General features: G+C 70.2%; 19 protein-coding genes. 2 read left to right on the top strand and 17 right to left on the bottom strand.

Annotation, left to right across the window (positions count from 1 at the left end; translation table 11 throughout):
• The 3 genes from GHC57_RS03575 to GHC57_RS03585 form a co-directional block, all read right to left on the bottom strand.
• The coding region (locus tag GHC57_RS03575; RefSeq protein WP_211369112.1) for a hypothetical protein at positions 1 to 348 on the bottom strand (348 nt) is incomplete at its 3' end.
• Positions 345 to 1196, bottom strand: a complete 852-nt coding sequence (locus GHC57_RS03580; protein ID WP_153341254.1) for a DUF4747 family protein — start codon at positions 1194 to 1196, stop codon at positions 345 to 347. The genes GHC57_RS03575 and GHC57_RS03580, both read right to left, overlap by 4 nt.
• A gap of 116 nt (positions 1197 to 1312) precedes the next feature.
• Positions 1313 to 2806 (bottom strand): aldehyde dehydrogenase family protein, encoded by a 1494-nt coding sequence (locus tag GHC57_RS03585; protein ID WP_153341256.1) that lies wholly within the window; start codon positions 2804 to 2806, stop codon positions 1313 to 1315.
• A 209-nt stretch (positions 2807 to 3015) separates the two neighbouring features.
• Between GHC57_RS03585 and GHC57_RS03590 the strand changes: the two genes are divergently transcribed.
• Both GHC57_RS03590 and GHC57_RS03595 read left to right on the top strand, forming a co-directional pair.
• A complete protein-coding gene (locus GHC57_RS03590; protein ID WP_153341258.1) occupies positions 3016 to 3909 on the top strand; it encodes an alpha/beta fold hydrolase in 894 nt (297 codons plus the stop codon).
• Positions 3910 to 4230: 321 nt separating this feature from the next.
• Positions 4231 to 4515 carry a hypothetical protein gene (locus tag GHC57_RS03595; protein ID WP_153341260.1) on the top strand — a complete coding sequence of 95 codons (285 nt, stop codon included), beginning with the start codon at positions 4231 to 4233 and terminating at the stop codon, positions 4513 to 4515.
• A 153-nt stretch (positions 4516 to 4668) separates the two neighbouring features.
• Here the strand turns inward: GHC57_RS03595 and GHC57_RS19465 are convergent, their stop codons facing one another.
• The 14 genes from GHC57_RS19465 to argS all read right to left on the bottom strand — a co-directional run bounded on the left by GHC57_RS19465 (position 4669) and on the right by argS (position 25715).
• Positions 4669 to 5127, bottom strand: coding sequence for a NifB/NifX family molybdenum-iron cluster-binding protein (locus tag GHC57_RS19465; RefSeq protein WP_153341262.1), 459 nt, complete (start codon positions 5125 to 5127; stop codon positions 4669 to 4671).
• A gap of 174 nt (positions 5128 to 5301) precedes the next feature.
• Positions 5302 to 7410, bottom strand: coding sequence for an efflux RND transporter periplasmic adaptor subunit (locus GHC57_RS03605; protein WP_153341264.1), 2109 nt, complete (start codon positions 7408 to 7410; stop codon positions 5302 to 5304).
• A gap of 3 nt (positions 7411 to 7413) precedes the next feature.
• Positions 7414 to 8772 (bottom strand): efflux RND transporter periplasmic adaptor subunit, encoded by a 1359-nt coding sequence (locus GHC57_RS03610; RefSeq protein ID WP_153341266.1) that lies wholly within the window; start codon positions 8770 to 8772, stop codon positions 7414 to 7416.
• Positions 8769 to 9557, bottom strand: coding sequence for an efflux RND transporter periplasmic adaptor subunit (locus tag GHC57_RS03615; RefSeq protein ID WP_153341269.1), 789 nt, complete (start codon positions 9555 to 9557; stop codon positions 8769 to 8771). The genes GHC57_RS03610 and GHC57_RS03615 overlap by 4 nt, the downstream gene beginning before the upstream one ends.
• Positions 9526 to 11088 carry a TolC family protein gene (locus tag GHC57_RS03620; RefSeq protein WP_246152111.1) on the bottom strand — a complete coding sequence of 521 codons (1563 nt, stop codon included), beginning with the start codon at positions 11086 to 11088 and terminating at the stop codon, positions 9526 to 9528. Before GHC57_RS03620 ends, GHC57_RS03615 begins: the two co-directional genes overlap by 32 nt.
• Before the next feature lie 202 nt (positions 11089 to 11290).
• Positions 11291 to 17239, bottom strand: coding sequence for a DUF4347 domain-containing protein (locus GHC57_RS03625; RefSeq protein ID WP_170294662.1), 5949 nt, complete (start codon positions 17237 to 17239; stop codon positions 11291 to 11293).
• Positions 17240 to 17288: 49 nt separating this feature from the next.
• On the bottom strand, positions 17289 to 18164 hold the full coding sequence (locus tag GHC57_RS03630) for a sulfotransferase family protein (RefSeq protein ID WP_343031093.1): 876 nt from the start codon (positions 18162 to 18164) through the stop codon (positions 17289 to 17291).
• Positions 18165 to 18577: 413 nt separating this feature from the next.
• A complete protein-coding gene (locus tag GHC57_RS03635) occupies positions 18578 to 19285 on the bottom strand; it encodes a phage tail protein (RefSeq protein WP_153341275.1) in 708 nt (235 codons plus the stop codon).
• 221 nt (positions 19286 to 19506) lie between these two features.
• Positions 19507 to 20199 carry an SMC-Scp complex subunit ScpB gene (gene scpB, locus GHC57_RS03640; RefSeq protein WP_153341277.1) on the bottom strand — a complete coding sequence of 231 codons (693 nt, stop codon included), beginning with the start codon at positions 20197 to 20199 and terminating at the stop codon, positions 19507 to 19509.
• A complete protein-coding gene (locus tag GHC57_RS03645) occupies positions 20189 to 21028 on the bottom strand; it encodes a segregation and condensation protein A (protein ID WP_153341279.1) in 840 nt (279 codons plus the stop codon). The genes scpB and GHC57_RS03645 overlap by 11 nt, the downstream gene beginning before the upstream one ends.
• A gap of 23 nt (positions 21029 to 21051) precedes the next feature.
• Positions 21052 to 21732 carry a site-2 protease family protein gene (locus GHC57_RS03650; RefSeq protein ID WP_153341281.1) on the bottom strand — a complete coding sequence of 227 codons (681 nt, stop codon included), beginning with the start codon at positions 21730 to 21732 and terminating at the stop codon, positions 21052 to 21054.
• On the bottom strand, positions 21729 to 22745 hold the full coding sequence (nagZ, locus tag GHC57_RS03655) for a beta-N-acetylhexosaminidase (protein WP_343031099.1): 1017 nt from the start codon (positions 22743 to 22745) through the stop codon (positions 21729 to 21731). Before nagZ ends, GHC57_RS03650 begins: the two co-directional genes overlap by 4 nt.
• Positions 22738 to 23940: an SPOR domain-containing protein gene (locus GHC57_RS03660; RefSeq protein ID WP_153341285.1), complete on the bottom strand. Its 1203-nt coding sequence runs from the start codon at positions 23938 to 23940 to the stop codon at positions 22738 to 22740. The genes nagZ and GHC57_RS03660 overlap by 8 nt, the downstream gene beginning before the upstream one ends.
• Positions 23940 to 25715 (bottom strand): arginine--tRNA ligase, encoded by a 1776-nt coding sequence (gene argS / locus GHC57_RS03665; RefSeq protein WP_153341287.1) that lies wholly within the window; start codon positions 25713 to 25715, stop codon positions 23940 to 23942. The genes GHC57_RS03660 and argS overlap by 1 nt, the downstream gene beginning before the upstream one ends.
• Positions 25716 to 25727 lie beyond the last annotated feature (12 nt).

The following is a 25727-nucleotide window of genomic DNA, read 5'->3' on the forward strand; positions in this document are numbered from 1 at the left end:
CTCCTGGGCATCGCCACCACCAAAGGCCCAATCTCCTACGATATGTTGATCGCGCCGGAAGCAAAGGGATAAGCCTTCACCATTTTTCGTAACGATTCTTACAAAAGTTTTTCCCGAGAATGCCAAAAGGATTGCCATTCCGCCCATTGAGAACCCAAGAATGCTCGGAATCGCGTTTAGTGCGACTGGCACCCATAAGGGCTGTCCATTGTCGTACACAGCCCAATGATCACCTGACACAAGCGCTACAATCACAGCCCCCCAGAAAAAAGGAGATGAAAACAAAGAATTAAGACCACCATATACTTGCCAGTATATATACCAGCTTTTTTTCCGAATATTGTTCATGAAACTTCCTTCGCGACTCTTAGAATCTCAGTAGTGCTCAACTCCCCCTTTTCGACCTCAGCTTCTCTTATTAAAGGATAATCGGAAGTAGCCCCACGAAATCTTTCGCCTTCTTTATTCCGCCCGCTCACTTTAACAAATCCATTATTTTGCGCTACCCTTGCTCTTTTCATATTTTTTTCATTTATTCTTATAGTTTCGCTTTCTTTTGAGCGCTTCATATCTGTTTGTAGTTTCTGAAGCCCCTGTTCATCAAGCTCTTCCATTATTTCATGTATCTCGTCATCAATGCCATCACTCGGATTAGGCCGCTCCAAATGAATTTCAACGCTATCGATTTGAGGCATAGCAAGCAGGCGGTCCAACGTATCTTTTTCCGGGACTATTGAAACGTTTATCTCGTATATAAAACCGGCTTCCTCATTAAAATTATCAAATAGCCGCATAAGAGCTTTCCTGAGAAGATTGGGTGACAATTTTTTTCCATGTTGGTTTTTTCTCTCGTAATAAAGTCTATGAGTTTTTGGATCAAACAGAAACAAAAAAACTCGACCATTGTAAAGATGGGTCTTTGATAACCTTGCGTCTTCAGCGCTAGCCTCGGATGTAGTGTAGTCTGACCTATCAACAACAGGATCCCTTAGGTCTATCTCAGTTCCTAATACGATACTCGATTGGAGGAACCCGTCTCTTCTTTTTCTTATCTTTCGAATAGCGGCATTGGAATCTCCCCAATAATTTGCTTCTTTTTGAGAAACTTTCTCAAAAAGCTCCGCATATATATCTTCGCTATGCGGATGTGAAACCACGTTTAGCACACCAATTTCAATTGTGATTGGATTCGGCATATCAGACCTCCTGCTTCAATCGAATGTTCTTGCATTCGCTACCAGGAGTCAATAAGTGGCGGTCGGTGCGTTCGCACCTGCTTAGCGGTCTCCAAACGCACCAACCAACCAGAATACTAAGTCATGTTGAAGATGATGGTCTTCTTGTGGGTGAAGTGCTCCAGCATGGACTCCAGCGAGGCCTCCTTGCCCAGCCCCGAGGCCTTGACGCCGCCGTAGGACAGGTTCGGCTGCACGACCAGGTTCTGGTTGACCTGGACGAAGCCCGCCTCCAGCCGCTGGGTGGCATTCATGGCGGTGCGCAGATCGCGGGTCCAGATGGTGGCGGCGAGGCCGTATTCGCTGGTGTTGGCCTCCTCGATCACGGCGTCGTAGTCGCTGAACCTGAAGATGCAGGCGACGGGGCCGAAGACCTCCTCCTTGGCGGGCGGCGCGTCCGGGGCAATGTCGGTGAAGATGACCGGCTGCGCGAACAGGCCCTTCTTCAGGGCCGGGTCCTCCGGCAGCTTCGAGCAGGCGATGGCGGTGCCGCCGGCCGTCTTGCCGGCCTCGATGTAGCCCTGGACCTTCTCGAACTGCTGCGGCGAGATGATGGTGCCGATGTCGGTGGCCTCGTCCAGCGGGTCGCCCATGACCATGGCATCGACGCGCGCGCGCACTTTCTCGACGAAGGCGTCATGCACGGCCTCGTGCACATAGATGCGGGACGACGCGGTGCAGCTCTGCCCCTGGCGGGTGAAGCGCATGCCGGTGATGGCGCCCTCCACCGCGCGGTCCAGGTCGGCGTCGTCCATGACGATCATGGGGCTCTTGCCGCCCAGCTCCAGCGTGACCGGGATCAGCCGGTCGGCGGCGGCGCGGGAGACGATGCGGCCGGTCTCGACCGAGCCGGTGAAGCTGACCTTGGCGACCTTGGGGTGGGCGACCAGCGGCCCGCCGCACTCCGGGCCGAAGCCGGACAGCATGTTGAAGCAGCCGGCCGGCAGGATCTCGTTCATGATCTGGCACACGCGCAGCACGGTCAGCGGCGCTTCTTCCGCCGACTTCACAACCACCGTGTTGCCGGCGACCAGGGCCGGGGCGATCTTCATCGCCATCAGCAGCAGGGGCACGTTCCACGGGATGATCGCCCCGACCACGCCCACGGGCTCGCGCACGGTCACGGTCATCATGTCCGGGTTGAAGGGCACGGTCTCGCCCTTCAGCTCGGAGCCCAGACCGCCGAAGAACACGAACATGTCGGCGAGCACCCCCGCCTCGACCCGGCTTTCCGTGCGCAGGGCCTTGCCGGTCTCCAGCGCGATCAGGCGGCCCAGTTCGTCGGCGTGCTGCGCCAGACGGGCGCCGCACTCGGCCACCAGCTTGCCGCGCTGGCGCGCCGGCATCCGCTTCCAGTCCGCCTGGGCGCGGGCGGCGGCCTGGACGGCGCGGTCCACGTCCGTGGCGTCACCCTCGGCGGCCTGTCCGATGACGGCGCCGGTCGCCGGGTTGACCACGTCGAAGCTGCGGCCGGAGGCGGCGGCGACAAAGGCCCCGTCGATCAGGTGCTGACCACTCAGCGCCTGGGCGAGCGCGAACGGGTCGGTCTGCGGCGTGGTGTCGAGGGGCATGGTCTGGATCCTCCCATCAGGCCGGCCGTTGCGCGGCCGCGCCCTGTTGAATTGTTGTGCAGGCTGGCAGTCATGCCATGCGGGCGGGCGTCGTTCAAGCGCCCACCGCCGGCGCTCTCCCCAGCGCTCTCCCCAGCGCTCTTCAATGGATCCGGCGGAGCGCCTGTGGTTCGATGACGGGGCGACATCCGCGACAGGGAGAGGCGACCATGACCCGCACCGACGAGACCGGCGCCACGGCCCGTCATGTCCTCTGCGCCCGGCCCGAGGGCCTGAAGCGCATGGTCTATCGGGAATGGGGACCGCCAGCCACGAGTCCAGACCCCGCCTTGCCGCCGGTCCTTTGCGTCCACGGGCTGTCGCGCAACAGCCACGATTTCGATGAGCTCGGCCAGACCCTGGCGGAGGCCGGCGGGCGTCACACCCTGGCCTGCGACGTGCTGGGGCGCGGCCAGAGCGACTGGCTGGCCGACTCCAGCGGCTATCAGGTGCCGAACTATGTCGGCGACATGTCCGCGCTGATCGCCCGCGCGGGCACCGATCAGGTGGACTGGGTGGGCACCTCCATGGGCGGGCTGATTGCGCTGGTGATCGCCGCCAGCCCGCTGTCGCCGATCCGCCGGCTGGTGCTGAACGACGTCGGTCCCTTCGTGCCCAGGGCCGCGCTGGCCCGGATCGCGGACTACACCACGGCGCCGCCGCCCACCTTCGCGTCGCTGGACGAGGCCGAGGCCCACTTCCGCGACATCCACGCCGACTTCGGCCCCATGACCGATGACGACTGGCAGGCGTTCACGCGCAACTCGACGGTGCTGCTGGACGACGGGTCGGGCTGGGGGCGTCACCAGGACCCCGCCATCGGTGATCCCATGCGCGGGGTCGAACCGGCCGACATGGACCTGTGGATGCTGTGGGACATGATCCGCTGCCCGGTGCTGGTGCTGCGGGGCGCCCGGTCGGACCTGCTGCTGCCCGAGACGGTCGCGGAGATGAAGACCCGAGGCCCGGGCTGCACGGTGTACGAGGTCGCCGAGGCCGGGCACGCGCCCATGTTCACCACCGACGCCCTGACCGGCGTCGTGGCCGACTTCCTGGCGGGATGATCCCGGCCGAGGTCCGAGGGGCGAGGTTCAAGGGATCGGTCTTCCGGGCCTTTGCAAGGGGTTGGGACCTCATGCTCGAGATCCTTCAGCCGCGTCGCGGCTTCAGGATGACATCCTGTCATTCTATTGTGTCATCCCGCGTGAGCGAAGCGAGACGAGGGATCTCGGGAGGAACGCGCTGACCGCGAGGAAAGTGCTGTCATGGTCACCGGAGCCGTCGCCTGTTCCGGTCAGGTGTTCCGCTCAGGGCGGGTCTGGCGTGGGCGCGATCCTGTGATAAGCTGCCCGCCCCGCCCCGGATCCTTCAGACGAGCCCGCCCGATGCCGCCCCTGCCCCGTTTCCGCCTGCCCGTTCCGGCTCCGGCCGTGGCGCGCGCCCTGTGCGTGCTGATCCCCGCCGGCATGACGCTGGCCGCCTGTGGCGGCGGCCCGTCGTCGGGGGAGGTCCAGGATCACATGGAACTGTTCTGCCAGACCCACCGCTGTCTGTGCGTGGAGGACGGCCTGCGCCCCTTCGGCACGGCAGACAAGCAGGAGCCGGACTGGGCCCTGACCGGCGAGCCCAGTTGCCCGCCGGGCTACACCCTGGAAGAGGTGGACGACTGATCCCGACCGCGGCGCTCCGTCGTGCCGGACCGCCTGGGCCGGCGCCCTCGGCGCCGCATCGCGGCGCCTGTCCAAAGATGGCCGCTCAAGGGGCGGCCGGGGCGGCGGCGGCGACGACCCGGACATGTCCGGGGCGTCGCCGATCAGGATCAATCAATGACCCCCACAGCAGCCGTGACCGTGGTCATGGTCATGATCGTGGTTGGGGCCTTGGCCGTGCCCATGCCCATGCCCATGACCCTTCCCCTGACCGTGCCCACCGCCGCAGGAAACGGCCGTCGGCTGGCTGATGTCGATGCGCCCTTCGGCGATGCCGCGCAGCACGCTGGCGGGGTCGGTGTCCTCCGGGCTGGTCACGACGATCACGCCGCGCGCGCCCATGCGGCGCAGGAATCCCGCGCCGCATTCCTTCGTCACCAGCACATCCAGAGCGTCGATCGGATGCGGGCCCTGCCCATGGAATTCGTGCAGGGTCATCTCGGGCGGCAGGTCGATGGGCTCCAGCGGGGTCGCCGCGCCGTCCGCCGCCAGATCGTAGACCAGAAACCGGCGGGTCCGTCCGGCATGGGCGGTGATGGTCTTCAGGTTCTGACTGGTGAATCCGATCCGCATGATGGCTCCTGAGGCTTGGGACGGGCGGGGACATGGTCCACCCCCCGCTTTACGCGTCCGCGCCTCAAGGGCGAATAACAATTCTCAATCGCAGCGAAATAAAGTCCGCCCGGCTGTCGCACCACCCGGCCCATGGCTATTGTCCTGACGGGTCAGGACAATAGCCGGCCAGACCTACGTCCCCCACTCGCGCACCAGCACGATCAGCACGGAGCGCGCCACACGCGCAAACAGGCTGCGGGCCTCGCCGGCGATGTGGACCCGGCCCACCTGCTGCAGGTCCGGCGGCGGCCCGTCCAGCGCCACCCGCACACGGTAGACCGCCTGCTCGGGCACGAGGCCGCCCTCCGCCCGGCGCGTCGCCAGCGGCCCGCCATGGACCGAGCCGAGCACCGCATCGGGTCGCGGCAGCGGCCGCGCCGGCGATGCGGAAACGGCCACGACCCGTCCGGCGCGGGACGGGGCTTCGGTCCCGACGGGATGGAACACGGCCTCCGCCCCCACCGCGAACCGAGCCAGATCGCCCTCCTCCACATAGGCGTCCACCACCGGCGGTGCGTCCGCCCGCACCAGCGCCAGCCGGGTGCGCGGCGACAGCCACAGGCCCGGGCGCAGGTCGGGCAGCGGATCCAGCACCGTGCCCGCCAGGGGCGCGACCAGGGTCAGGCGCGCCGCCTGCTCCGCCAGGGCGCGGACCTCGGCCTCGGCCTGGGCGAGGCGCTCGCGGATCTCGCCGGTCGCCGCCCGCACCACCGGGTCGAGGGCGGCGATCCGCAGTTCCCGGCGGGCGGTGGCCCGGCGCGCCTCAGCCTCGGCCAGCCCCAGCGTGATGTCGGGCGCCGCGAACACGTAGAGCACATCCCCGGCGGCCACACGGTCGCCGCGCGCCGCCGCCACCCGCTCCAGGCGGGCGGGAAACGGCAGGTACAGCGCGGCCGTCTCGGCCCCCTTCAGCACCGCCGGCGCGGCGATGCGCGTGGTCCAGGGCACCAGACCGGCCACCACCAGCCCCGCCAGCACCGCGCCGGTGACCGCCGTCCGCCGCCGCCGCAGGATGCGGCGGCGCAGCCGGCCCCAGACCCGAAGCTCCCGCCAGATGGGCAGCAGGATCAGCCACACGATCTCGGCCACGAACAGCACCACGCCCAGCGCCTTGAAGGCGAAGGTGTAGACCAGCAGCGCGATGCCCAGGAACACCACCAGCCGATAGAGCCACGTGGCGATGCCGAAGGCGATCAGGAACCGACGCCGCCCGGGCGCCAACGGCTCCGGCGGCGGATCGCCCAGGCCGAACAGCCGCTCGCGCAGCCACCACCTGGCCAGCGCGAACGCGCGGGCGTGCAGGTTCGGCATCTCCAGCGCGTCCATGAGCAGGAAATAGCCGTCGAAGCGCATGAACGGGGAGGCGTTGATGGCCAGCGACGACACCCAGGTGACCGCCGCCAGCACGAACGCCGCCTGCCGCGCCGGACCCTCGGGCAGCAGGCTCCAGGCCAGCGTGGCCCAGGCCGCCACGGTCAGTTCAGCCCGCATGCCCGCCGCGCCCACCAGCAGCCGCCGCCGCCGCTCGCGCAGGGTCCAGGCCGCGTTGACGTCGGTGTACAGCATGGGCAGCAGCACCATGAAGGCGACCCCCATGGCCGGGACGCGACAGCCGAACGTCTTGGCGGTGTAGGCGTGGCCCAACTCGTGGACGGCTTTCACGGCCACCAGCGCGACCGCGAAGGCGACCAGCCCGGCCGGGGTGAAGGCCCGTTCGAACGCCGCCACGAACAGGTCCCCCTGCCGCACGATCATCACCAGCCCCAGCAGCAGCGCCGCCACGGTCGCCCCCAGGAACGTCCGCGAGCCCAGCCAGGCCACCGCCCCCCGGGTGGCGGACAGAAACCCGTCCGGCCGCACCAGCGGCACCCGGAAGAACAGGTAGCGGTGGACCAGCCACGCCCCCGGCGAGGGCCGCGCCGCGCGCGCCGCCTCGGCGAGGCGCCGGGTCCCGGCCGGGCTGGCGTCCTCGGTCAGTTGCTGGTCGCGCAGGAACACGGCCAGCGCGGCCACGTCATCCGGCGCCAGCCGCAACGTGGTCTCGCCCGAGACGGCGGCGGCCACCGCCGCAGGGCGCCCCAGATCCCAGCGCACGAGCATTTCGAACGCCGGCCAGTCGATGCGGACATAGCGGTTGCGGGCCGGGTCGCCGATGGTCCAGGTGGGCGCGCCGTCCAGGGCCGGCGGCCCGGAATGAAGGGTCAGGTCGGCGCGCAATGGCGGCAGAGCGGCGGTGGTCATGGCCTACCACCCAAACGTCCGGCGGGCGACCGCCAGTGGCTTGCGCAACAGCCAGTAGCCCAGGGGAACCGTCTCGCCGTCCAGGCGCGCTGTGCCCTTCAGACCCAGACGCGGCGGGGCTCCCTCTCCCTCCCCCGCCCCCTCCTCTTCCGCCACGATCGCCGCCCGCGCCCGATGGGCGAACAGGCCGTTGGGTTGCTCCGCCGCCGCATAGGACAGCGTGCGCAGGCGCGCCGGTACGGGCCGGACCGGATCCACGTTCAGGAACAGGGTCACGGGCGCGCCGGGATCCAGCGGGATCATGTCATCCGGCGAGACCCAGGCCTCCACCTCCACATCCGCCGGATCGGCGACGGACAGCACGCGCTCGCCGGTGGCCACCGGCCGGCCGATCCAGGTCGAAGGATCGTCGAGCACCGCCGTTCCAGCGCGCGGCGCGGTGACGGTGGCGCGATCGAGTTGGTCCTGCAGGCGAGCGACCTCGGCCCGGCGCTCCTCGATGCGGCTTTGCAGCACCGCCAGATCGGCCTTGGCGCGGGCATCGGCGAAGGCCTGCTGGGTGGCCCGCTCAAGCCGGGCCTGCTCGGTCGCGAGCGCCGTCTGCGATACCGCGAGTTGCCCGGCGAGCCGGGTCCGGTCCAGCTCGAACAGCACCTGGCCCTGGGCCACGGCCTCGTTGGGCTCCACCAGCACGCGGCGCACCACGCCGTCGAGCGGGGCGCGCACCACCGCCGGGTCGCGGGCCACCACCTCGGCCGGGGCGAGCACGGACAGGCGCACGGGCACGGCCATCACGGCGGCCACCAGCACCAGCGCCAGCAGACGCCAGCGCGGCACCCGCCGCAGACCCCGCCGGAAACGCGTCCAGAGGCCCGGCCGCCGCCGCCACGCCCAGGCCAGCCCATAGATCGCAGCCAGCCGGCGCAGCAGGTCCACGTGGGAGTCCCGCCACACCCCGTCGCGCACGAACAGCAGGGCCCCCAGCGGCCCGCCATCCGGGTCGCGCAGCGGCACGAACAGCCCGGCGCCGGGCATCCATTCGTCCCAGCCGGGGCGGAGTTTCTCAGGCAGGCCGGCGGTCTCCAGCGGGCCGGCATCCCGGTCCCCCAGGTGCCGGAACAGGGCCGCCAGCCACTGCGCGAACGGCCCGGTCCGGTCCGGGTCGGAGACCCCGGAGACCGCCACCAGCCCCTGATCGCGGGTGAACAGCGCGGCCTGACGGTAGCGCACCAGGGCGCGGCTCTCGTTGACCATCACGAAGCCCAGTTCGGCGGCCGTGGCCGCCGTGCGCGCCCGCGCCTCCAGGGTCAGCAGGGCCGCGAGCGCCGGTTCGGGGGCTGGCGCAGGGGCGGCGTCCGTCATTCGGCCCCGAGCCTGATCCGGCCCGTCATGCCGGCCAGCAGACCCCCGGTCTCCCCCTCGACGGTTGCCACCGCATCCAGCGAGTGACTGACCGGATCGACGCGCGCGCCCAGCCGGGTGATGGTGGCCGGATGGGTGCGGCCGGTCTCGTCCACGGTCAGGCGGACCCGCTGGCCGATGGCGACCCGATCGACCCAGTGGGACGGCAGGATGAACTCGGCCTCCAGCGCGCGGTCGTCCAGGATGTCCAGCACCGGCTGGCCGGCCTTCACGTACTCGTGCGGCCGGGCGAGGCGTTTCACCACGCGGCCGGCGAAGGGCGCGGCCACGGCGCACTTGGCGGCGACGGTGCGCGCGGATTGCAGTTTGGCGCGGGCCTGCGCCGCCTCGGCGACGGCGAGTTCCGTTTCCAGGGTGCTGGCGGAGTTCAGGTCCCGCAGCCGCCTGTGAACCGCGCTGGCGGTGTCCGCGGCGTGGCTGGCGGCGCGGGCCTCGTCCACCCGGGCGTCGTGGATGGCGCAGTCGATGCCGATCAGCACGTCGCCCTCGGCGAAGCGGTCGCCCAGCCGGACCGGCAGCCGGTCGATGCGGCCGGCGATCTCCACCGACAGCACGGTCTGACGCGCGGCCACGAGCTGCGCCGGCAGCGGCGTGTCCGCCGTCTCCCGCGCTCCCGACTGGGCCCACACGCCGGACGCGCCGACCAAGACCAGCGCGACGGCGGCAAGGCAGGGGGCGAGGATCCGCACCGGCTCAGCGCGGCGCAGGGGGCGGCCCCGCGTCATCCATGAGCAGGGCCACGGGCGCACCCTCGGCCGGGGTTTCGTCGGTCGCCTCTGCCTCCTCCGCCTCGGGGTCCGCCACCGCCGTCACGGGCGGGCGCGCCCAGTCCTCGCCGCGCGCCAGGGCGTCCAGACGCACCCGGATGGCCTCGGCCAGATCCGGCAGCGCGTGGCCGTCCACGGTCTCCGGAACGGGATCGACGCCCACCGTAGCCATCAGCCGGCCATAGGCCATCTGGGCCTCGGCGAAGGTCTGATAGCGCCGCAGTTCCGCGCCGATGGCGGCGGTTTCCGCCGTGATGCGGTCCACGGGATCGCCGGCCCCGCCCGTCTGGCGCCGCCCGGTGGCCTCGGCCAGCCGGGTCTCGATCCGCCACAGGCGGTCGGCCCGGTCGAACTGACGGGTGGCGCTGGCCAACTGATGCGAGACCACATGCACCTGCGCCAGCACCGCCATGCGCAGCGCGAGCCGGCGCGCGTCCGCCACCTCCTCGGCGGTCTCCGCATGGGCGATGCGGTCGGGGGCGGACACGATGTTCACCAGGTTCCAGGTGATCATCGCGCCCCAGTGGTTCCAGTGATTGTTCGCCAGGAAAGAGTTGCTGTTGTATTCGCGGCTGAAATCCAGGGTGATGCCCGGCAGCAGCTTGAGAATCTCCTTGCGGGTCTCGCCCGTGGCGATGCGGCCCAGATAGACCTGTTCGCGCAGGTCCGGGTTGTTCACCAGGGCGGCCAGTTCCAGGTCCTGGATGGGTACGGGCACACCCGGCACCGCCATGGTCTCCGGATCGGGCACGGCGATGGTGAACGGGCGGCCGGGCGGCAGGTTGACCAGCGCCGCCAGTTCCGCGCGGGCGGCCACCATCTCGCGCTCGATGCGCTCCAGTTGGCGGATGGTTTCCAGCAGGGTCTTCTGCCGCTGCAGCACCTGGGTGGGCGGGGCGAGACGCTCCCGCTCCACCTGCTCCAGGTCGGCGAGCGCGCCATCGGCCTGCCGGATCGCGTCGGCCACCCGGTCGCCCAGCACCTGGGCGGCGGCCGCGCGCCAGAAGGCGTAGCGCACCTCCTGCACCAGATTGGCGACCGCCTTGCGGCGGCGCTCGCTGGCGATCAGGGCGCGGTCGGCGTTCTGCTTGGCGGCGTACCAACTCACCCCGAAATCCAGGATGTTCCAGGTCGCGCCCAGGTTCGCCGTGAACAGGTCTCTGTCCGTCGAGGTGGTGGGGTTCGCGTCCGACAGCCGCCCGGTGATGATGTCCCGGCTGGTCGAGGCATTCTCGTTGCTGCGGCTGGTATAGCCGGCCCCGGCCGCCAGTTCGGGCAGCAGGTCGAAGCGGTCCACATCCAGTTGGCCGAGCGCGAGCGCCTCTTCCATCACCCGGGCGCGGCGGTCCAGGTTGAAGCGCAGCACGCGGGCCAAAGCCTCGTTCAGGGTCAGGGGACCGTCCAGGGCCGGCTGGTCGGCGAACATGGCGGCGCGGTCCTCGGCCGCGCGGGCCTCGAACTCCGCCTGGGTGAAGGGGTCGGGCGTCATGGCGCAGGCCGCCATGAGCGCGCAAGCGGAGACGGCCGACACGACCCGGACGAGAACGCGCCCGGCGGCAGGCGGACGCGGCCCCTGGAAAGGCCGCCCTGATGGCAACGAAACAACACCGCGACTGTCGGTCATGTTGGACTGCCCCTATCACAAAGACGGGAGATGCTATCATGCCTCTCGTATTGGGTCACATCCTTCTCTAGCGCCACCGATCAGCCTCCCGCGCCAGGGCTTCCAGTGCCGCCGCCTGCCGCACCGCCTGACCGGCCCGCGCCTCGCGCAGGTCGGCCATGAAGCCGGCCCGCCCTGTGGGCCGCGCCTCGGCCGGGTCGGCGTCGTTGGCGGCGTCGGGCAGACCGGAGACCCCCGCGAGCATGACGGGCGCTCCCTCGATCACCGGGACAGCCTCGGCCTGGGTTCCGGCGCGACTCAGATCGATGCGCACCAGCACGGCGGCCTCGCGGCCGGCCTGATCGCGGGCGATCACCCGCACCACGATCTCTCCCGTGGCCCCGGCCGGAACCTCGCCCACGAAGGTGCCGGTGGCCGGATCGAACGTCAGCCAGTCGGGCAGAGCCTCGCCGTCGGCCAGGGTCGCCGTGAGCCCGATCAGCGCGCCCGCGTCGGTGTGCGCGAACGCATTCGGCGGCAGCGCGTAGGAGAACCCGCCCTGCGCATTGACCGAAGGGGCCTCCACCACCGGCCGGGTGGCGAACAATCCATCGCCCGGACCATCCGCGCCACCAATCACGACCACGGGGAAACTGCCGCCGGCGGTGGACGTGGTGCCGATGATGGGTCCGGGCAGCGCGCCCGCTCCGACGCCGGCGGGGACCGGGACAGGCGCCGGCGCGGGCGGCGCCGGTCCGGTCGCGCCATCGCCATCGCCATCGCCATCGCCATCGCCCGCGCCGAACGCGCCGCTGCCCCCACCCGTCGGACGGATGACGGTGACGATCCCCGGAGCCGGGGGCGGGACTGGTGGTGGGTCCGGCGGAGCCGGGGGCGCCGCCACCGGGGTCGGAGGCGGAGGCGGCGGTGGTGGCGGCGCGTCAGTCCCGCCCTCCGCCGGGGTCGTTTCATCCACATCGGTCACGGAGACCGACAGCACGGTGTCCGTGGTGTTCCCCGCCGCGTCCGAGGCCCGCACGGTGATGTCGTGGGCGGTCCCGCTTTCGTGGTCCAGCAGGGTCCCGTTGGCCACGGTCACCACGCCCGTCGCGCTGATGGCGAAGCGGCCGTCGGCGTCGTCCGCCAGCGCGTAGGTGCTGGCGCCGGAGGCACTCACCGTGCCCACCTGGGTGCCGTTGGCGGCATTCTCGGCCACGCTCAACGCACCGGCGGTGGCGCCGGGCGGCTCGCCGTCCACCACCAGGGCGGCATTGGCCCCCAGGGAGCCCGCCGCGCCGGGCGTTGCGAGCGTCAGGGTGGCGTCGTTGCCGGCCGCGTCCTTGATGGTGCCGCCGTTCAGCGCCAGCGCGCCGGTGCCGGTGTAGTCCAGGTCCGCCGCCGTATCGCCCGCCTGCACCGTGTAGGTGAACGACAGGGTGTCGGTGCCGCTGCCGCTGGCATAGGTCGCGGGCCGATCCGTCGCGCCGGTCTCCAGCGTCAGGGTAGGCGTGCCGCCCGTGGTGTTGACCGTCACCGCTTCGTCGAACTGCACGGTCACCGTCACCGTGTCGCCGATGCCGTAGGCCCCGTCGGCGGTCGAGGACGCCACCCCGGCCACCGTGGGCGCCGTCAGGTCCACGATGGCGATGTCCTTGCTAGCGCCCAGCGATCCGGCCGCGCCGGGGCTCGGCAGGGTCAGCGTGGCATCGTTGCCGGCCGCGTCCTTGATCGTGCCGCCGGACAGAGCCAGCGCGCCGGTGGAGACATAGTCCAGGTCGGCGGCCAGATCCCCCGCCTGCACCGTGTAGCTGAACGACAGCGTGGTGGTGCCGCTGCCGCTGGCATAGGTGGCGGCGCGGTCGGTCGCGCCGGTCTCCAGCGTCAGGGCGGGCGTGCCGGTCACGGTCACGGTCTCGTCGAAGGTCACGGTCACCGTGATCGTGGAACCGGCCCCGTAGGACCCGTCGGCCGTGGTCGCCGAGACCCCCGTCACCGCCGGCGCGGTGCCGTCGATCGCCAGTGCCGCGTTGGCCCCCAGCGAGCCCGCCGCGCCGGGCGTTGCGAGGGTCAGGGTGGCGTCGTTGCCGGCGCCGTCCTTGATGGTGCCGCCGTTCAGCGCCAGCGCCGTGGTGCCGGTGTAGTCCAGGTCGGCCGCCGTGTCCCCCGCCTGCACGGTGTAGGTGAACGACAGCGTGTCCGTGCCGCTGCCGCTGGCGTAGGTCGCCGTTCGGTCCGTTGTGCCGGTCTCCAGCGTCAGGGTCGGCGTGCCGCCCGTGGTGGTGACCGTCACCGCCTCGTCGAACTGCACGGTCACCGTCACGGTGTCGCCGATGCCGTAAGCGCCGTCCGCCGTGGACGACGCCACCCCGGCCACCGTGGGCGCGGTCAGGTCGGTGATGACGATATCCGCGTTCGCCCCCAGCGACCCCGCCGCGCCGGGGCTCGGCAGGGTCAGGGCGGCGTCGTTGCCGGCCGCGTCCTTGATGGTCCCGCCGGCCAGGGACAGCGCCGCCGTGGAGACATAATCCAGGTCGGCGGCCAGATCGCCGCCTTGCACCGTGTAATTGAAGGTCAGCGTGGTGGTGCCGCTGCCGCTGGCGTAGGTGGCCGCCCGGTCGGTCGCGCCGGTCTCCAGCGTCAGGGTGGGCGTGCCGGTTACCGTCACGGCCTCGTCGAAGGTCACGGTCACCGCGATGGTGGACCCGGCGCCGTACGCGCCGTTCCCGGTGGTGGAGGCCACGCCGGATACCGTCGGGGCGGTGCCGTCGATCGCGACGGCCGCGTTGTCGCCCAGGGATCCGGCGGCCCCCGGGCTCGCCAGCGTCAGGGTGGCGTCGTTGCCGGTGCCGTCCTTGATGGTGCCCCCGTTGAGGGCCAGCGCGCCCGTCCCGGTGTAGTCCAGGTCGGCGGCCGTATCGCCCGCCTGCACGGTGTAGCTGAACGACAGCGTGTCCGTGCCGCTGCCGCTGGCGTAGGTCGCCGTCCGGTCGGTCGTGCCGGTCTCCAGCGTCAGGGTGGGCGTGCCCGTCACGATGACCGCTTCGTCGAACTGCACCGTCACGGTGACCGAATCGCCGATCTTGTAGGTCCCGTCCGCCGTGGACGTGTCCACCGCCGCCACGGTGGGTGCGGTCAGGTCGGTGATGACCAGATCCTTGTTCGCGCCCAGGGATCCGGCCGCCCCGGGCGTCGGCAGGGTCAGGGTGGCGTCATTGCCGGCCTGGTCCCGGATCGTGCCCCCGGCCAGGGCCAGCGCGCCGGTGGAGACGTAGTCCAGGTCGGCGCTCGCGTCGCCCGCCTGCACGGTGTAGCTGAACGACAGCGTGTTGGTCCCGGAGCCCGACGCGTAGGTCGCGGCGCGGTCCGTGGTGCCGGTCTCCAGCGTCAGGGTGGGCGTGCCGGTCACGGTCACGGCCTCGCTGAACTGGACGGTCACAGTGATCGCCTCGCCGGCCTCGTAGGAGCCGTTCGCCTTTGTCGAGGAGACATCCGAGACCGTGGGCGCGGTGCCGTCGATCACCAGCGCCTTGTTGGCGCCCAGGGACTCGGCATCGCCCGGGTTGGCCAGGGTCAGGGTGGCGTCGTTGCCGGCCGCATCCTTGATCGTGCCGCCGGCCAGGGCCAGCGCGGCGGAAGAGACATAATCCAGGTCCGCCGATGTGTCGCCCGCCTGCACCGTGTAGGTGAACGACAGGGTGTTGGTGCCGCTGCCCGAGGCATAGGCGGCCGTCCGGTCCGTGGCGCCGGTCTCCAGCGTCAGCGTGGGTGTGCCGGTCACGGTGACCGCTTCGTCGAACTGCACCGTGACGGTCACCGTGTCGCCCACGCCGTATGACCCATTGGCCGTGGTCGCCGACACGGTCGAGACCGTGGGCACGGTGCCGTCGATCACCAGCGCGGCGTTGGCGCCCAACGAGCCGGCGGCTCCCGGGGTCGGCAGGGTCAGGGTGGCGTCGTTGCCGGCGGCGTCCTTGATGGTGCCGCCGTTCAGCGCCAGCGCGGCGGTGGACACATAGTCCAGGTCGGCAGCCGTGTCGCCGGCCTGCACGGTGTAGGTGAACGACAGCGTGTCGGTCCCGCTCCCGCTGGCATAGGTGGCGGCACGGTCGGTGGCGCCGGTCTCCAGCGTCAGCGTCGGCGTGCCGGTCACGGTCACTGCTTCGTTCAAGGTGACCGTCAGCGTGAGGGTGTCGCCGGCCTTGTAGGCGCCGTTCCCGGTCGAGGATGAGACCGACGACACCGTGGGGGCCACGTCGTCGGTGACGTTGACCGTCACGGACACATCGGAATTCGTGGTGCCGTCGCCGGCCCGGATGCCGAGCGTGTAGCTTGGGATCGCGCTGGCATCCAATTGAGTGGTGTCGTTGACGGTGATCTGCCCGGTGCCGGCATTGATGGCGAAGGCGTTGCCGGTATTGCCCGACTGGATGGAGAAGGTCACCGAATCGTCGTCGCCGGTGGTGGCGACCGTCCCCAGCGCCGTGGTGTTGGCGTCCGATTCGTTGGCGGCGAAGCTCTGTCCGCCGGTGATGGTGGGCGCGACATCGGTGACCGAGATCGTCACGTCGTTCGTGGCCGTGCCGCCGCCGTCATCGGCCTGGATGGTCAGGGTGTAGGAGGACGTGGTTTCGAAATCCAGGTCATCGGCATCGTTGACGGTGACCGCGCCGGTGCCGGCATTGATGGCGAAAGCCAGATTGCCATCCCCGTCGCCGTTCAGGTTGCCGGCGGTGATGGAATAGGTGATGCCCACATCCGACCCGCCGCCGTCGCCGTCGTTGGCCTCCACATCGCCGTCGGCCAGCACGGTCGTGCCGTTGGTCGCGGTCTCGGAGACGCTGCCGTTGTTCGCGGTCGTGAACACCGGATCATTGGACGGCGTCTGGAGATTGGCCAGCACAAGCTCGTCGATCTCGAAGTTATTGGCCGCACCGTCTTGCGCGTTGATGTAAAGCTTCGAGATCCCCGTAAAACCTGTCAGATTGACCGTTACGGTTCCGTCGCCACCAACGGCGCTGGTCGTGTGCGTATCGCCCTTGTCGGATGTGATAATGAAGGTTTCGCTTGAGCTGTCCCAGTTCGTGATGCTGAAGCCGGAGATATCAAACGTCTTGCCGCCCTGGAAATAGAGGGTCCCCTGTGTCTCTCCGTTGGCGCCCCCGCCGAAGTTCACATACCCGTCGTAATCGGGGGTAATGTACGTGCTGTTCGTCTGGCCGTCCGCAACCAGAGTGTAATTGCCGCCGTCAAATGCGTACGTGGCGTTCGTGCCGCCCGCGCCACTGTCGAAGGCCCCTGAGACGGTCGCACTGCCAAAGGTCAGGGTGCCGTTGAACGCCAGCAGCCCGCCGAAGGCGCCCATGTCGCCCCGGCCGCTGCCCAGGGCGGCGGTCTCGATGACGCCCTCGCGCGCTTCCAGATCCCAGTCGCCGCCAAGACCCGCCGCGCCGGTGGCATCGTCGGAGGCGGCCACGTCGGCCCCCGTGCGAATGGCCAGGGAGTCGATGAAATCGCGGCCCGCGTCGCCCTCGCCCACCTCGCAGCCGTACAGCAGCAGGTCGCCGTCCGGCGCAAGGCTGCCCGACAGGATCGCCAGCAGATCGCCGGCCTGGTCCAGCGTGTCCGACGACAGCACCTCGTTGCCGATCCGCACCGCGCCGACGTCGCCGTGGGACAGGATGTGCAGGCCGTCGATGCCCGACCGCCCGTCCAATGCCCGGGCGACCGCGCCGAACCCGTCGTCCTCGCCCGCGACGACGATCACCTCCAGCCCGGCGGCCTCGGCGGCGGCGGCCAGGGCCTCGTGCCCCTCGACGCTGGAATCCACGAGGGCGACATCCGTCCGGCCGTCCCTGGTCGGCGCCGGGCCGGAGTCGCCTTCCGAATCGCCCCCCGAATCGCCCCCCGAATCGCCCCCCGAATCGCCCACGGCCTCGCCGGCGGTGGCCACGGCCGCGCCGTCGAACATCAGGCGCGGTTCAAGGGCAAGGGCATACGGCCGGCGCGACGCGGCCGGGGCGCGGTCGATGATCCCCATGGAACCTTCCTCCATCGTTGCGCCGGGGGCCCGCCCCGGCTCTCGGGCGCTAGCCGTTCTGATGCGCCACAGGGCGTACCGGGGCGCCGTCGCGGTGGGCGGCGATCACGTTCGCGCGACTTCCGGTCACGTCGTGCCAGAAATCCATGTCCCTGTATTTCCGGAACAGATCGGGCGGCAGGATGGTCCGCCGCTCCTCGAAGCTCACCCGGGGCCGCACCTGATGCAGGCCGCGCAGCCCCAGCGCCTCGTCGAAGGCCGGCGCGTCGAATGTGACATGCTCGACATCGTGGCCGTCGTACCAGGGTTCGTCCAGGAACCCGTAAACCAGCCGCAGCACCTGTTCGGGGGCGCGGCACAGATATTCGTAGTCCACCACCAGAAGGCGGTCGGCCTGGTCGCCGTAGAACGCCTCCTTGAGCGCGGCCCAGGGATACCCCACCAGCCGGTTCGGCCGGGTCAGGGTCTCCACCCGGCCGTAGACGGTGTTGCCGCCCCCATCGGTGCCGAACAGCAGCGTATTCTCGTACGGGTCGCGGCGGATCAGCCGCTCCAGGCTGTCCAGCACCCAGGAGACATCGCGGACACAGGCGATCACCCGCGCCCGGGGGAACAGGTCGGCGAGCAGGGGCAGACGCGCGCTCCAGGCCCGATTGGTGTCGAAGATCACCGGGCGGTCGGTCACGCCCTCGTAATACGACTCGAACAAGGCGCGCAGGATGCGGGGGCGCTGCTCCGGCTGTACCAGCAGCGAAGTCTCGCTGCCCGCGCTCATGAGCTGGAGGTTCGCCGACACCAGCGCGTGCAGACCGCTGGACATCGAGGCATGAAAGCGCGGGTTCTGGCGCAGCAGGGCGGCCAGCAGCGTCGAGCCCGACCGTGGCAGGCCCGAGATGAAATGCCGTGTGATGCCCGGTGTGCCCACGGACGCCCACTCCGAACGCTTCCACGCAAACAAATTGTGCGGGAAGCCCCGCTTGAAATCCCCCCTTGATAGCATGTGGCCGCGCGTTCGTCACCCCTTGCGGGCGCACCGCGAAGCGGCGCGCCCTTGGCCTGAGAGAATGGTCAGGGGTCAGGGCAGGGCTCCGAACCCGGATGACCGTTCTGTGACCCTGATGGGGTCGACCCCGCCTCTCGAGATCCCTCGTCTCGCTTCGCTCGCTCGGGATGACAAGATACAACTAATGGTTGTATTCCTGAAGCCGCGAAGCGGCTGAAGGATCTCGAGCTTGGGTCTCCGAACCGCTGCAAAGACCCGCAAGAGGGATGCCGTTAACCTGAGCCCGTCGCCCTGGGCGCACCGCGAGCCGGTGCGCCCAGGGCCTGCAGGATCAGTCAGGGACGGGGCGGATAGATCCCGTCGTGGGCAATGCAGGGCGTCAGCGCGAGTTGCGGCGGAATGTTGTAGTGCGGCTGCCCCCCACCGGCCGGCCCAGCCTGCAGCTCGGACGTATCGAGCGTCACGCCCCCGACCTGGGCCGGATTGCTGCCGGGGGTGGCGGGCGTATAAGGTCCCTCAAGGTTGCGCCCCGCCATTCCCCCGAGAAAATAGCCTGTCCCGGCGACCGGCTCGGTCACGCTGCCGCTGGCGGGCCCGCCAGGCACCACATCGATGGTCCCTTGCCCCGTGCCGCTCCCCGAGTCGGCGATGGGGTGGGTGTGGGTCGGCATCGTGCTCACATCGAGTGGCACGGTCTCCACGCCACGCTTGTCACCGAGCCTCACCGGGTTCAGCCCCGGCGCCGTGCCCGCGCCGATCATGGACCGGCCGCGCAGGTCCGGCAGTTGGAACGTTGTGGTGCCGTTGCCGCCGTACGTGGTGCCCAGCAGGGAGAACAGGGCCTGAAATTGCGAGATCTGGACCATGCCGCCGGTCGCCGACAGGTAGACCCCGTCGGGGCAGAACGTGGCGGCGGTAAAGCAGATCGACCCGATGAACGGGTCCGACGAACAGGCCTGGGCCGCGCGCGGGGTCAGGGCCACGGCGGCCAGGCCGACGGCGGCACCGGCGACGGCCAGCGTCAGGGGTTTGCGCAAGGTCATGGGGCGTCCTCCCGGTCCGGGGAGCGCGCGGGCACCGCACCCGCGCGCGGGGCCGTTCGATCCCGACCGGGGTGCCGCACCTCGGGCACGCCCAATCCGAACACCGAACGCCCTTTTATACCGGAAGACGCAGATTTTTGCACGTCTTTGATGTGTTGAAAAGACTCCGATAGGAATGACCGCAACACCGGGGGACCCGCAGTCCGCCTGACGTCCTCGCGTCAGGGGTCCTCGGGATCGAGCGGATCGAGCGGCTCGGCCGCCGCGTCGTCCGGTCCGTCGGGGTCGGGCAGCACACCGTGATCGGCCGCGCGCGCGCCATAGGCCGCGATGGCCGGCCGGGCATCCAGCAGGCCGGCGGCCTTCATCTCCTCCACCCCCGGCAGGTCCTTCAGGCTCTCCAGCCCGAAGTGGTCCAGAAACGCGTCGGTGGTGCCCCAGGTGAGCGGCCGCCCGGGCGACTGCCGCCGACCCCGGGGGCGGATCCAGCCGGCCTCCAGAAGCACGTCGAGCGTCCCCTTGGACACGGCCACGCCCCGGATCTCCTCGATCTCGGCGCGGGTGACGGGCTGGTGATAGGCGACGATGGCCATGGTCTCGACCGCCGCCCGGGAGAGCTTCTTCTGCTCCACGGACTCGACAGTCAGCACCGCGGCCAGATCGGGCGCGGTGCGGAAGGCCCAGGTGGCGCCCCGCCGCACCAGCCGCACCCCACGCCGGTCGTAGTGCGCCGCCAGCTCGGCCAGCAGCCCTGAAACGTCCGTCCCACCGGGCAGGCGCGCCGCCAGCGCCTTTTCGGTCATGGGCTCGGCGGCGGCGAACAGGATCGCCTCCACCATGCGCAGAAGCTGGAACGGCTCCGTCTCCGCCGATGGCCCCTCCGCCTCGGTCCGGTCCTCGGGCTCATCCGTCATGATCGTCCCCCGGCTCGCGACGGCGCACGTACAGCGGCGAGAACGGACCGCCGTCCTGGCGCACCTCCGCCCGGCCCTGGCGCGCCAGTTCCAGGGTGGCCACGAAGGTGGCCCCGATGGCCGAGCGCCGGTGCAGGTCGTCGGTCAGGTCCTCGGGCAGGAAGCGCATCAGCGCCGTCCACTCCAGGGTCGTGCCCAGCAGCGCGTTCAGCCGCGACAGGGCCTGTTCCACCGAGTACAGGTCGAAGGGCTCCACGGACAGCGCGGTGGCCTGGGTGCGCCGCTGAAGGTCGGCATAGGCCCGCAGCAGGTCGTGAAGGGTCAGGTCGAAGACCGCGTGATGAACGATGGAGACCGCTTCGGGCGCCCCCCGGGCCAGGGTCTCCCGGCCCAGGCGCGGGCGCTCGAACAGGGTGCGTCCGGCGGTGCGCATGGCCTCCAGCCGCTGCAACTGGAACTGCAGGGCGGCGGCCATCTCGGCGCCGCTGGGCTCGTCGTCGGCCTGGGGCACGGGCAGCAACAGGCGCGACTTCAGGAACGCCAGCCACGCCGCCATGACCAGATAGTCCGCCGCCAGATCCAGGTGCCGCTGACGGACGGCCTTGACGAAGGCCAGGTACTGTTCGGCCAGATGCAGGATGGAGATGCGGGCCAGGTCCACCTTCTGGTCCCGCGCCAGCGCCAGCAGCACATCCAGCGGCCCATCGAAGCCGTCCAGGTTCACCACCAGGGCATCGGGCACGGCCGGCGCCGCGCCCTCGACATCGTCGGCGAAGGGCGGCGCCCCCGTGGCGGCAGCGCCGCCGTCGTCTCTCGGGGGACCGCTCATGGCCGCGTCCTCCCTGCGGGGCCCTAGAGAAACGCCAGGGTCACGATCAGGTCGTTGACCCACGCCATGACGGGCAGCAGCACCGCCCGGAAGGGATCGAAGCCGATCCCGAACTCCGCCAGCAGGAACGGCAGCACCAGCAGCCCGCCGATCAGGATCAGCAGCCCGAAGCGCTCCAGCCGCGCCAGCCGCACGGCCAGGGGCCGGGGCAGCAGGCCCACGGCCACCCGGCCGCCGTCCAGCGGCGGCAGCGGGATCATGTTCACCACGGCCAGCAGCACGTTCAGCAGGATCATGTTGCTGAGCGTGCGCCACATCCACTCGCTCATCACATCCGGCGTGAAGGCGACCAGATGCAGCGACAGCGCCGCGGCGAAGGCCATGACCAGATTGCTCGCCGGCCCGGCGGCGGCCACCAGCACCATGTCGCGGCGCGGATTGCCCAGGCCGGCGAAGTTGACCGGCACGGGCTTGGCCCAGCCGAACAGGAACGGCGCCCCGGACAGGAACAGCATGCCGGGCAGCACCACGGTGCCGATGGGATCCACGTGCCGGATCGGATTGGCCGAGACCCGCCCCAGGCTGTACGCGGTGGAATCGCCCAGTTTCCAGGCGGCCCAGCCATGCGCGGCCTCGTGCAGGGTGATGGCCAGCAGCACCGGCAGGATCCAGGTGGTGGCCGTAACGATGAGTTCGGGCGTCATGACGCGAGCAGTGTCTCCAGTTGGGCGCGCGCGGCCCCGGCGTCGAAAGACGCCGGTGGCGTCAGCGCGGCCCGCGCGCGATCGGCCCGGGCCTGCCCCGCCGCATCCAGCGGCCGGCAGCCCGAAACCACGGCCCGCATCTCGTCCCAGTCCCCATTGCAGTGAAGCACCACGTCGCACCCGGCCGCGAGAGAGTCGCGCGCCCGATCGGCGAAGTCGCCATCAAGGGCCTTCATGGAGATGTCGTCGGTCATCAACAGGCCGTCAAACCCGATATGGGACCGAATGACCCCCTCCACCACATCCGGCGACAGGGTGGCGGGCCGGTCCGGGTCGATGGCGGTATAGACCACGTGGGCGGTCATGCCCATGGCGGCGTCGGCCAGGGCGCGGAACGGGGCGAAATCCACGGCCTCCAGATCGGCGCGACCGGCCGTCACCACGGGCAGGCTCTCGTGCGAGTCCGCGCGCGCCCGGCCGTGCCCCGGCAGATGCTTGACGACCGGCAGCACACCCCCGGCCAGCAGGCCCTCGCAGCACACCCGGCCCAGATCGGCCACGGACTCCGGATCCGCGCCGTAGGCCCGGTCACCGATGATGTCGTGCCCGGCCGGGTCCAGCACATCGAGCAGCGGCAGACAGTCCACATCGATGCCCAGCGCCGCCAGATCATGGGCGATCAGCCGGGCGTTCAGACGCACGGCCTCGCGCCCGCGCTCGGGGTCCCGGGCGTAGAGCGGGCGGAACGCCCCCTGCGGCGGATAGGCCGGCCAGTGCGGCGGCCCCAGGCGGCGCACACGGCCGCCCTCCTGGTCGATCAGCACGAAGGCATCGGGCCGTCCCGCGCAGGCGCGCAGTTCGGCCACCAGATCGGCGACCTGGCCCGGCGACTCCACGTTGCGGCTGAACAGGATGAACCCCAGCGGACGGACATCGGCGAAAAGGGCCCGCTCTTCCCGGGTCGGACGCAGTCCGGCGCAGCCCAGGAAAGCGGCCAGCGGCGCCTCACTCACGGACAATCAGACACTCCACGTCGCGTTGCTTCAGGGATTCGCACAGGGTCCGGGCCGCGTCGTCGCTGCCCAGCGGGCCGGCGCGCAAGCGGTAGAACTGCCCCCGGTCGCCCAGGTCGGCGAACACGATCACGTGCGGCACGTCGCCCAGCAGGTCGGGGTGGGCGGCGCTGACCCGCTCCCAGTGGCGCTCGGCCAGGGCGCGTTCGCGGAAGGCGGCAAGCTGCACCTGCGGCCCGTCCTGGACGGCGGCGACGACGTTTTCCGGCGCAGTGGCCGTCGGGACCTCGGGGGCGGGCGCGGGTTCGGCGGCCGGACCGGGCGGCGCTTCCGGCACCGGGGCCGGCTCGGGCGCGGCGGGCTCGGACGCGGATGCGGTCTCCTCCGCGTCAGCGCCCTCGGTTTCGGGGACGGGCGGCGCGGCGTCGGAGAACGGCGCGGGAATGCCGTCATCGGCGGCCGCGTCCGCTGTCGCGGGACCCGCATCGGCCGCCGGCTCGGGTGCGGTGGCGGGCTGTTCGGCCGGGGGCGTCACGGGGGGTTCGGGCGCCGGCTCGGGCACGGGCGGGGCCATCGGGCGCGCGGGCTCGGGCAGAAGCTGTTCCACCTCGGGCCCGCCGTCGGCCGGATCGCCGTCTTCCAGGCGGCCATAGATGAGCTTGTCCTGATCCTCGACGGTCTGGCCGCCGGGGTCCTCGGGACGCACCTTGTAGGGCTCCTCCTCCGCGCGGACCACGGGCAGGTCCGGCGCGGGCGCGGGCGCGGGGGCCGCCGGCGCGGGCGCGGCGGAGTCGGCCATCCCGGGCCCGCCGTCCGCGGACGGCGCGGCCTCGTCCGGCGCGGCGGGGGCGAGTACGGCGACAGAGGGGCCGGACCCGGCCTGCGGGGCCTCATCCGAGGGCGAAAAGATGACCCACAGACCGCCGCCCACCACGACCAGCGCGCCCAGCCCGGCCGCCATCAGCCACAGCGGCGGCCCGCGCCGCCGCGCGGGCGGCGGCTCGGCCACCAGATCGTCGTCGTCGTCATCCAGATCGAACGTGAACCCGCGCCCGGACGGATCCGTCCGGGCGTCCTCTCCCGACTCGGACGTCCCGTAGTCCAGGCCGTCATCCGGCAGGATCCGGAACATCTGATCGTCAAGAGCAACGGGTTCGTCCCGACCGCCCTGGCCGGGTTTCCTGACCCCTGGCATCAGCGAAGTTCCTCGACGGGCTGAACCCCAAACACCTGAAGGCCCGACGCTATCACCGTCGCAACACCCTGGACAAGCGCCAGACGCGCCAGCGACCGGGTTTCATCCTCGGGGATCAGGAAGCGCAACTCCGTATCGTCCTTGCCCTTGGTCCACAACCCGTGGAAGGCCCCGGCGACCTCGGCCATGTAATAGGCGACGCGGTGCGGCTCGTGCGCCTCGGCCGCGCTTTCCACCAGGCGCGGCCAGCCGGCCAGCACGCGGACCACCTCCAGGTCCTCGGGCGCGTCCAGCACCTCCAGCGGCCCATCGGCCAGCGCGGCCGGGCTGAGATCACGGCCCGGGAACACCTCGCCGGCGTGGCGCAGCACGGAACAGGCCCGGGCGTGGGCGTACTGCACGTACCACACCGGGTTGTCGCGGCTCTGCTCGGTCACCTTGGCGAAGTCGAAGTCCAGCGACGCGTCGTTCTTGCGGGTCAGCATGATGAAGCGGACCACGTCCTTGCCGACCCGGTCCACGACGTCGCGCAGGGTGACGAAGGTCCCCGCGCGCTTGGACATCTTCACCGGCTCGCCCCGGTCCAGCAGCTTGACGAGTTGGCACAGCTTGACGTCCAGCGTCGCGCGGCCGTCGCTGACCGCCTTCACCACCGCCTGCAGGCGCTTGACGTAGCCGCCGTGATCCGCGCCGAAGACGTTGATGAGTTCCTCGAAACCGCGCTCCACCTTGTCGCGGTGATAGGCCATGTCGCCGGCGAAGTAGGTCCATGACCCATCCGATTTCCTCACCGGGCGGTCCACGTCGTCGCCGTAGTCGGTGGCCCGGAACAGGGTCTGCGGGCGCGGCTCCCAGTCCTCCGGGGCCTTGCCCTTGGGCGGTTCCAGAACGCCGGTGTAGATGAGGCCCTGTTCCTCCAGCCAGGCAAGCGTACCGTCCACGCGGCCGGCCGCCACCAGCCCGCGTTCGCTGGTGAACACATCGAACCGCACCCCCAGGGCATCCAGATCGTCGCGGATCCTGTCCAGCATCATCTCCACGGCGAGGTCCCGGACGGGTTCCAGCCACTGGGCCTCGGGCGCGTCGGCGTATTGATCCTCCACCCGCTCGGCCAGCGCTTGCCCGACCGGCACCAGATAGTCGCCGCCGTACTCCAGGTCCTTGCGCGCGAGCATGCCCGCGAGGTCATCGTCGGACAGACGCCCCAGGGCCTGGAGATACCGGGCGTGCGCGGCGCGGGCCAGGGCGTCCACCTGCGCGCCGGCGTCGTTGATGTAGTACTCGCGGGTCACCCGGAACCCGGCCTTTTCCAGCAGGGCGGCGAGCACATCGCCCACCACGGCGCCCCGGGCGTGGCCCACGTGCATGGGGCCGGTGGGGTTGGCCGAGACGAACTCGACGTTCACCTTGCGCCGGTTGCCCATGCGGCTGTCGCCGTAGCCCGGGCCGGCGCGCAGACAATCGCGCAGGCAGCCGATCCAGATCGCCGCGGACAGGCGCAGGTTGATGAAGCCCGGCCCGGCCACCTCGGCCGCCGTCACGCCGGAAATCGTGGCCAGCCGCGCCGCCAGCCGCTCGGCCAGATCGCGCGGCTTCAGCCCGGCCGGCTTGGCCAGCACCATGGCGGCGTTGGTGGCCATGTCCCCGTGAGACGGGTCGCGGGGGGGCTCCACCGTCAGGCGGCCGGTGTCCAGCCCGTCGGGGAGGCTGCCTTCCGAAACCAGGGCGGCGACCTGCGCCAGGACGAGATCCTTGTAGACGGCGAAAATGTTCATGGGGTCGGGTGT

Source organism: Roseospira navarrensis, from assembly GCF_009601025.1.
Lineage (GTDB): Bacteria > Pseudomonadota > Alphaproteobacteria > Rhodospirillales > Rhodospirillaceae > Rhodospira > Rhodospira navarrensis.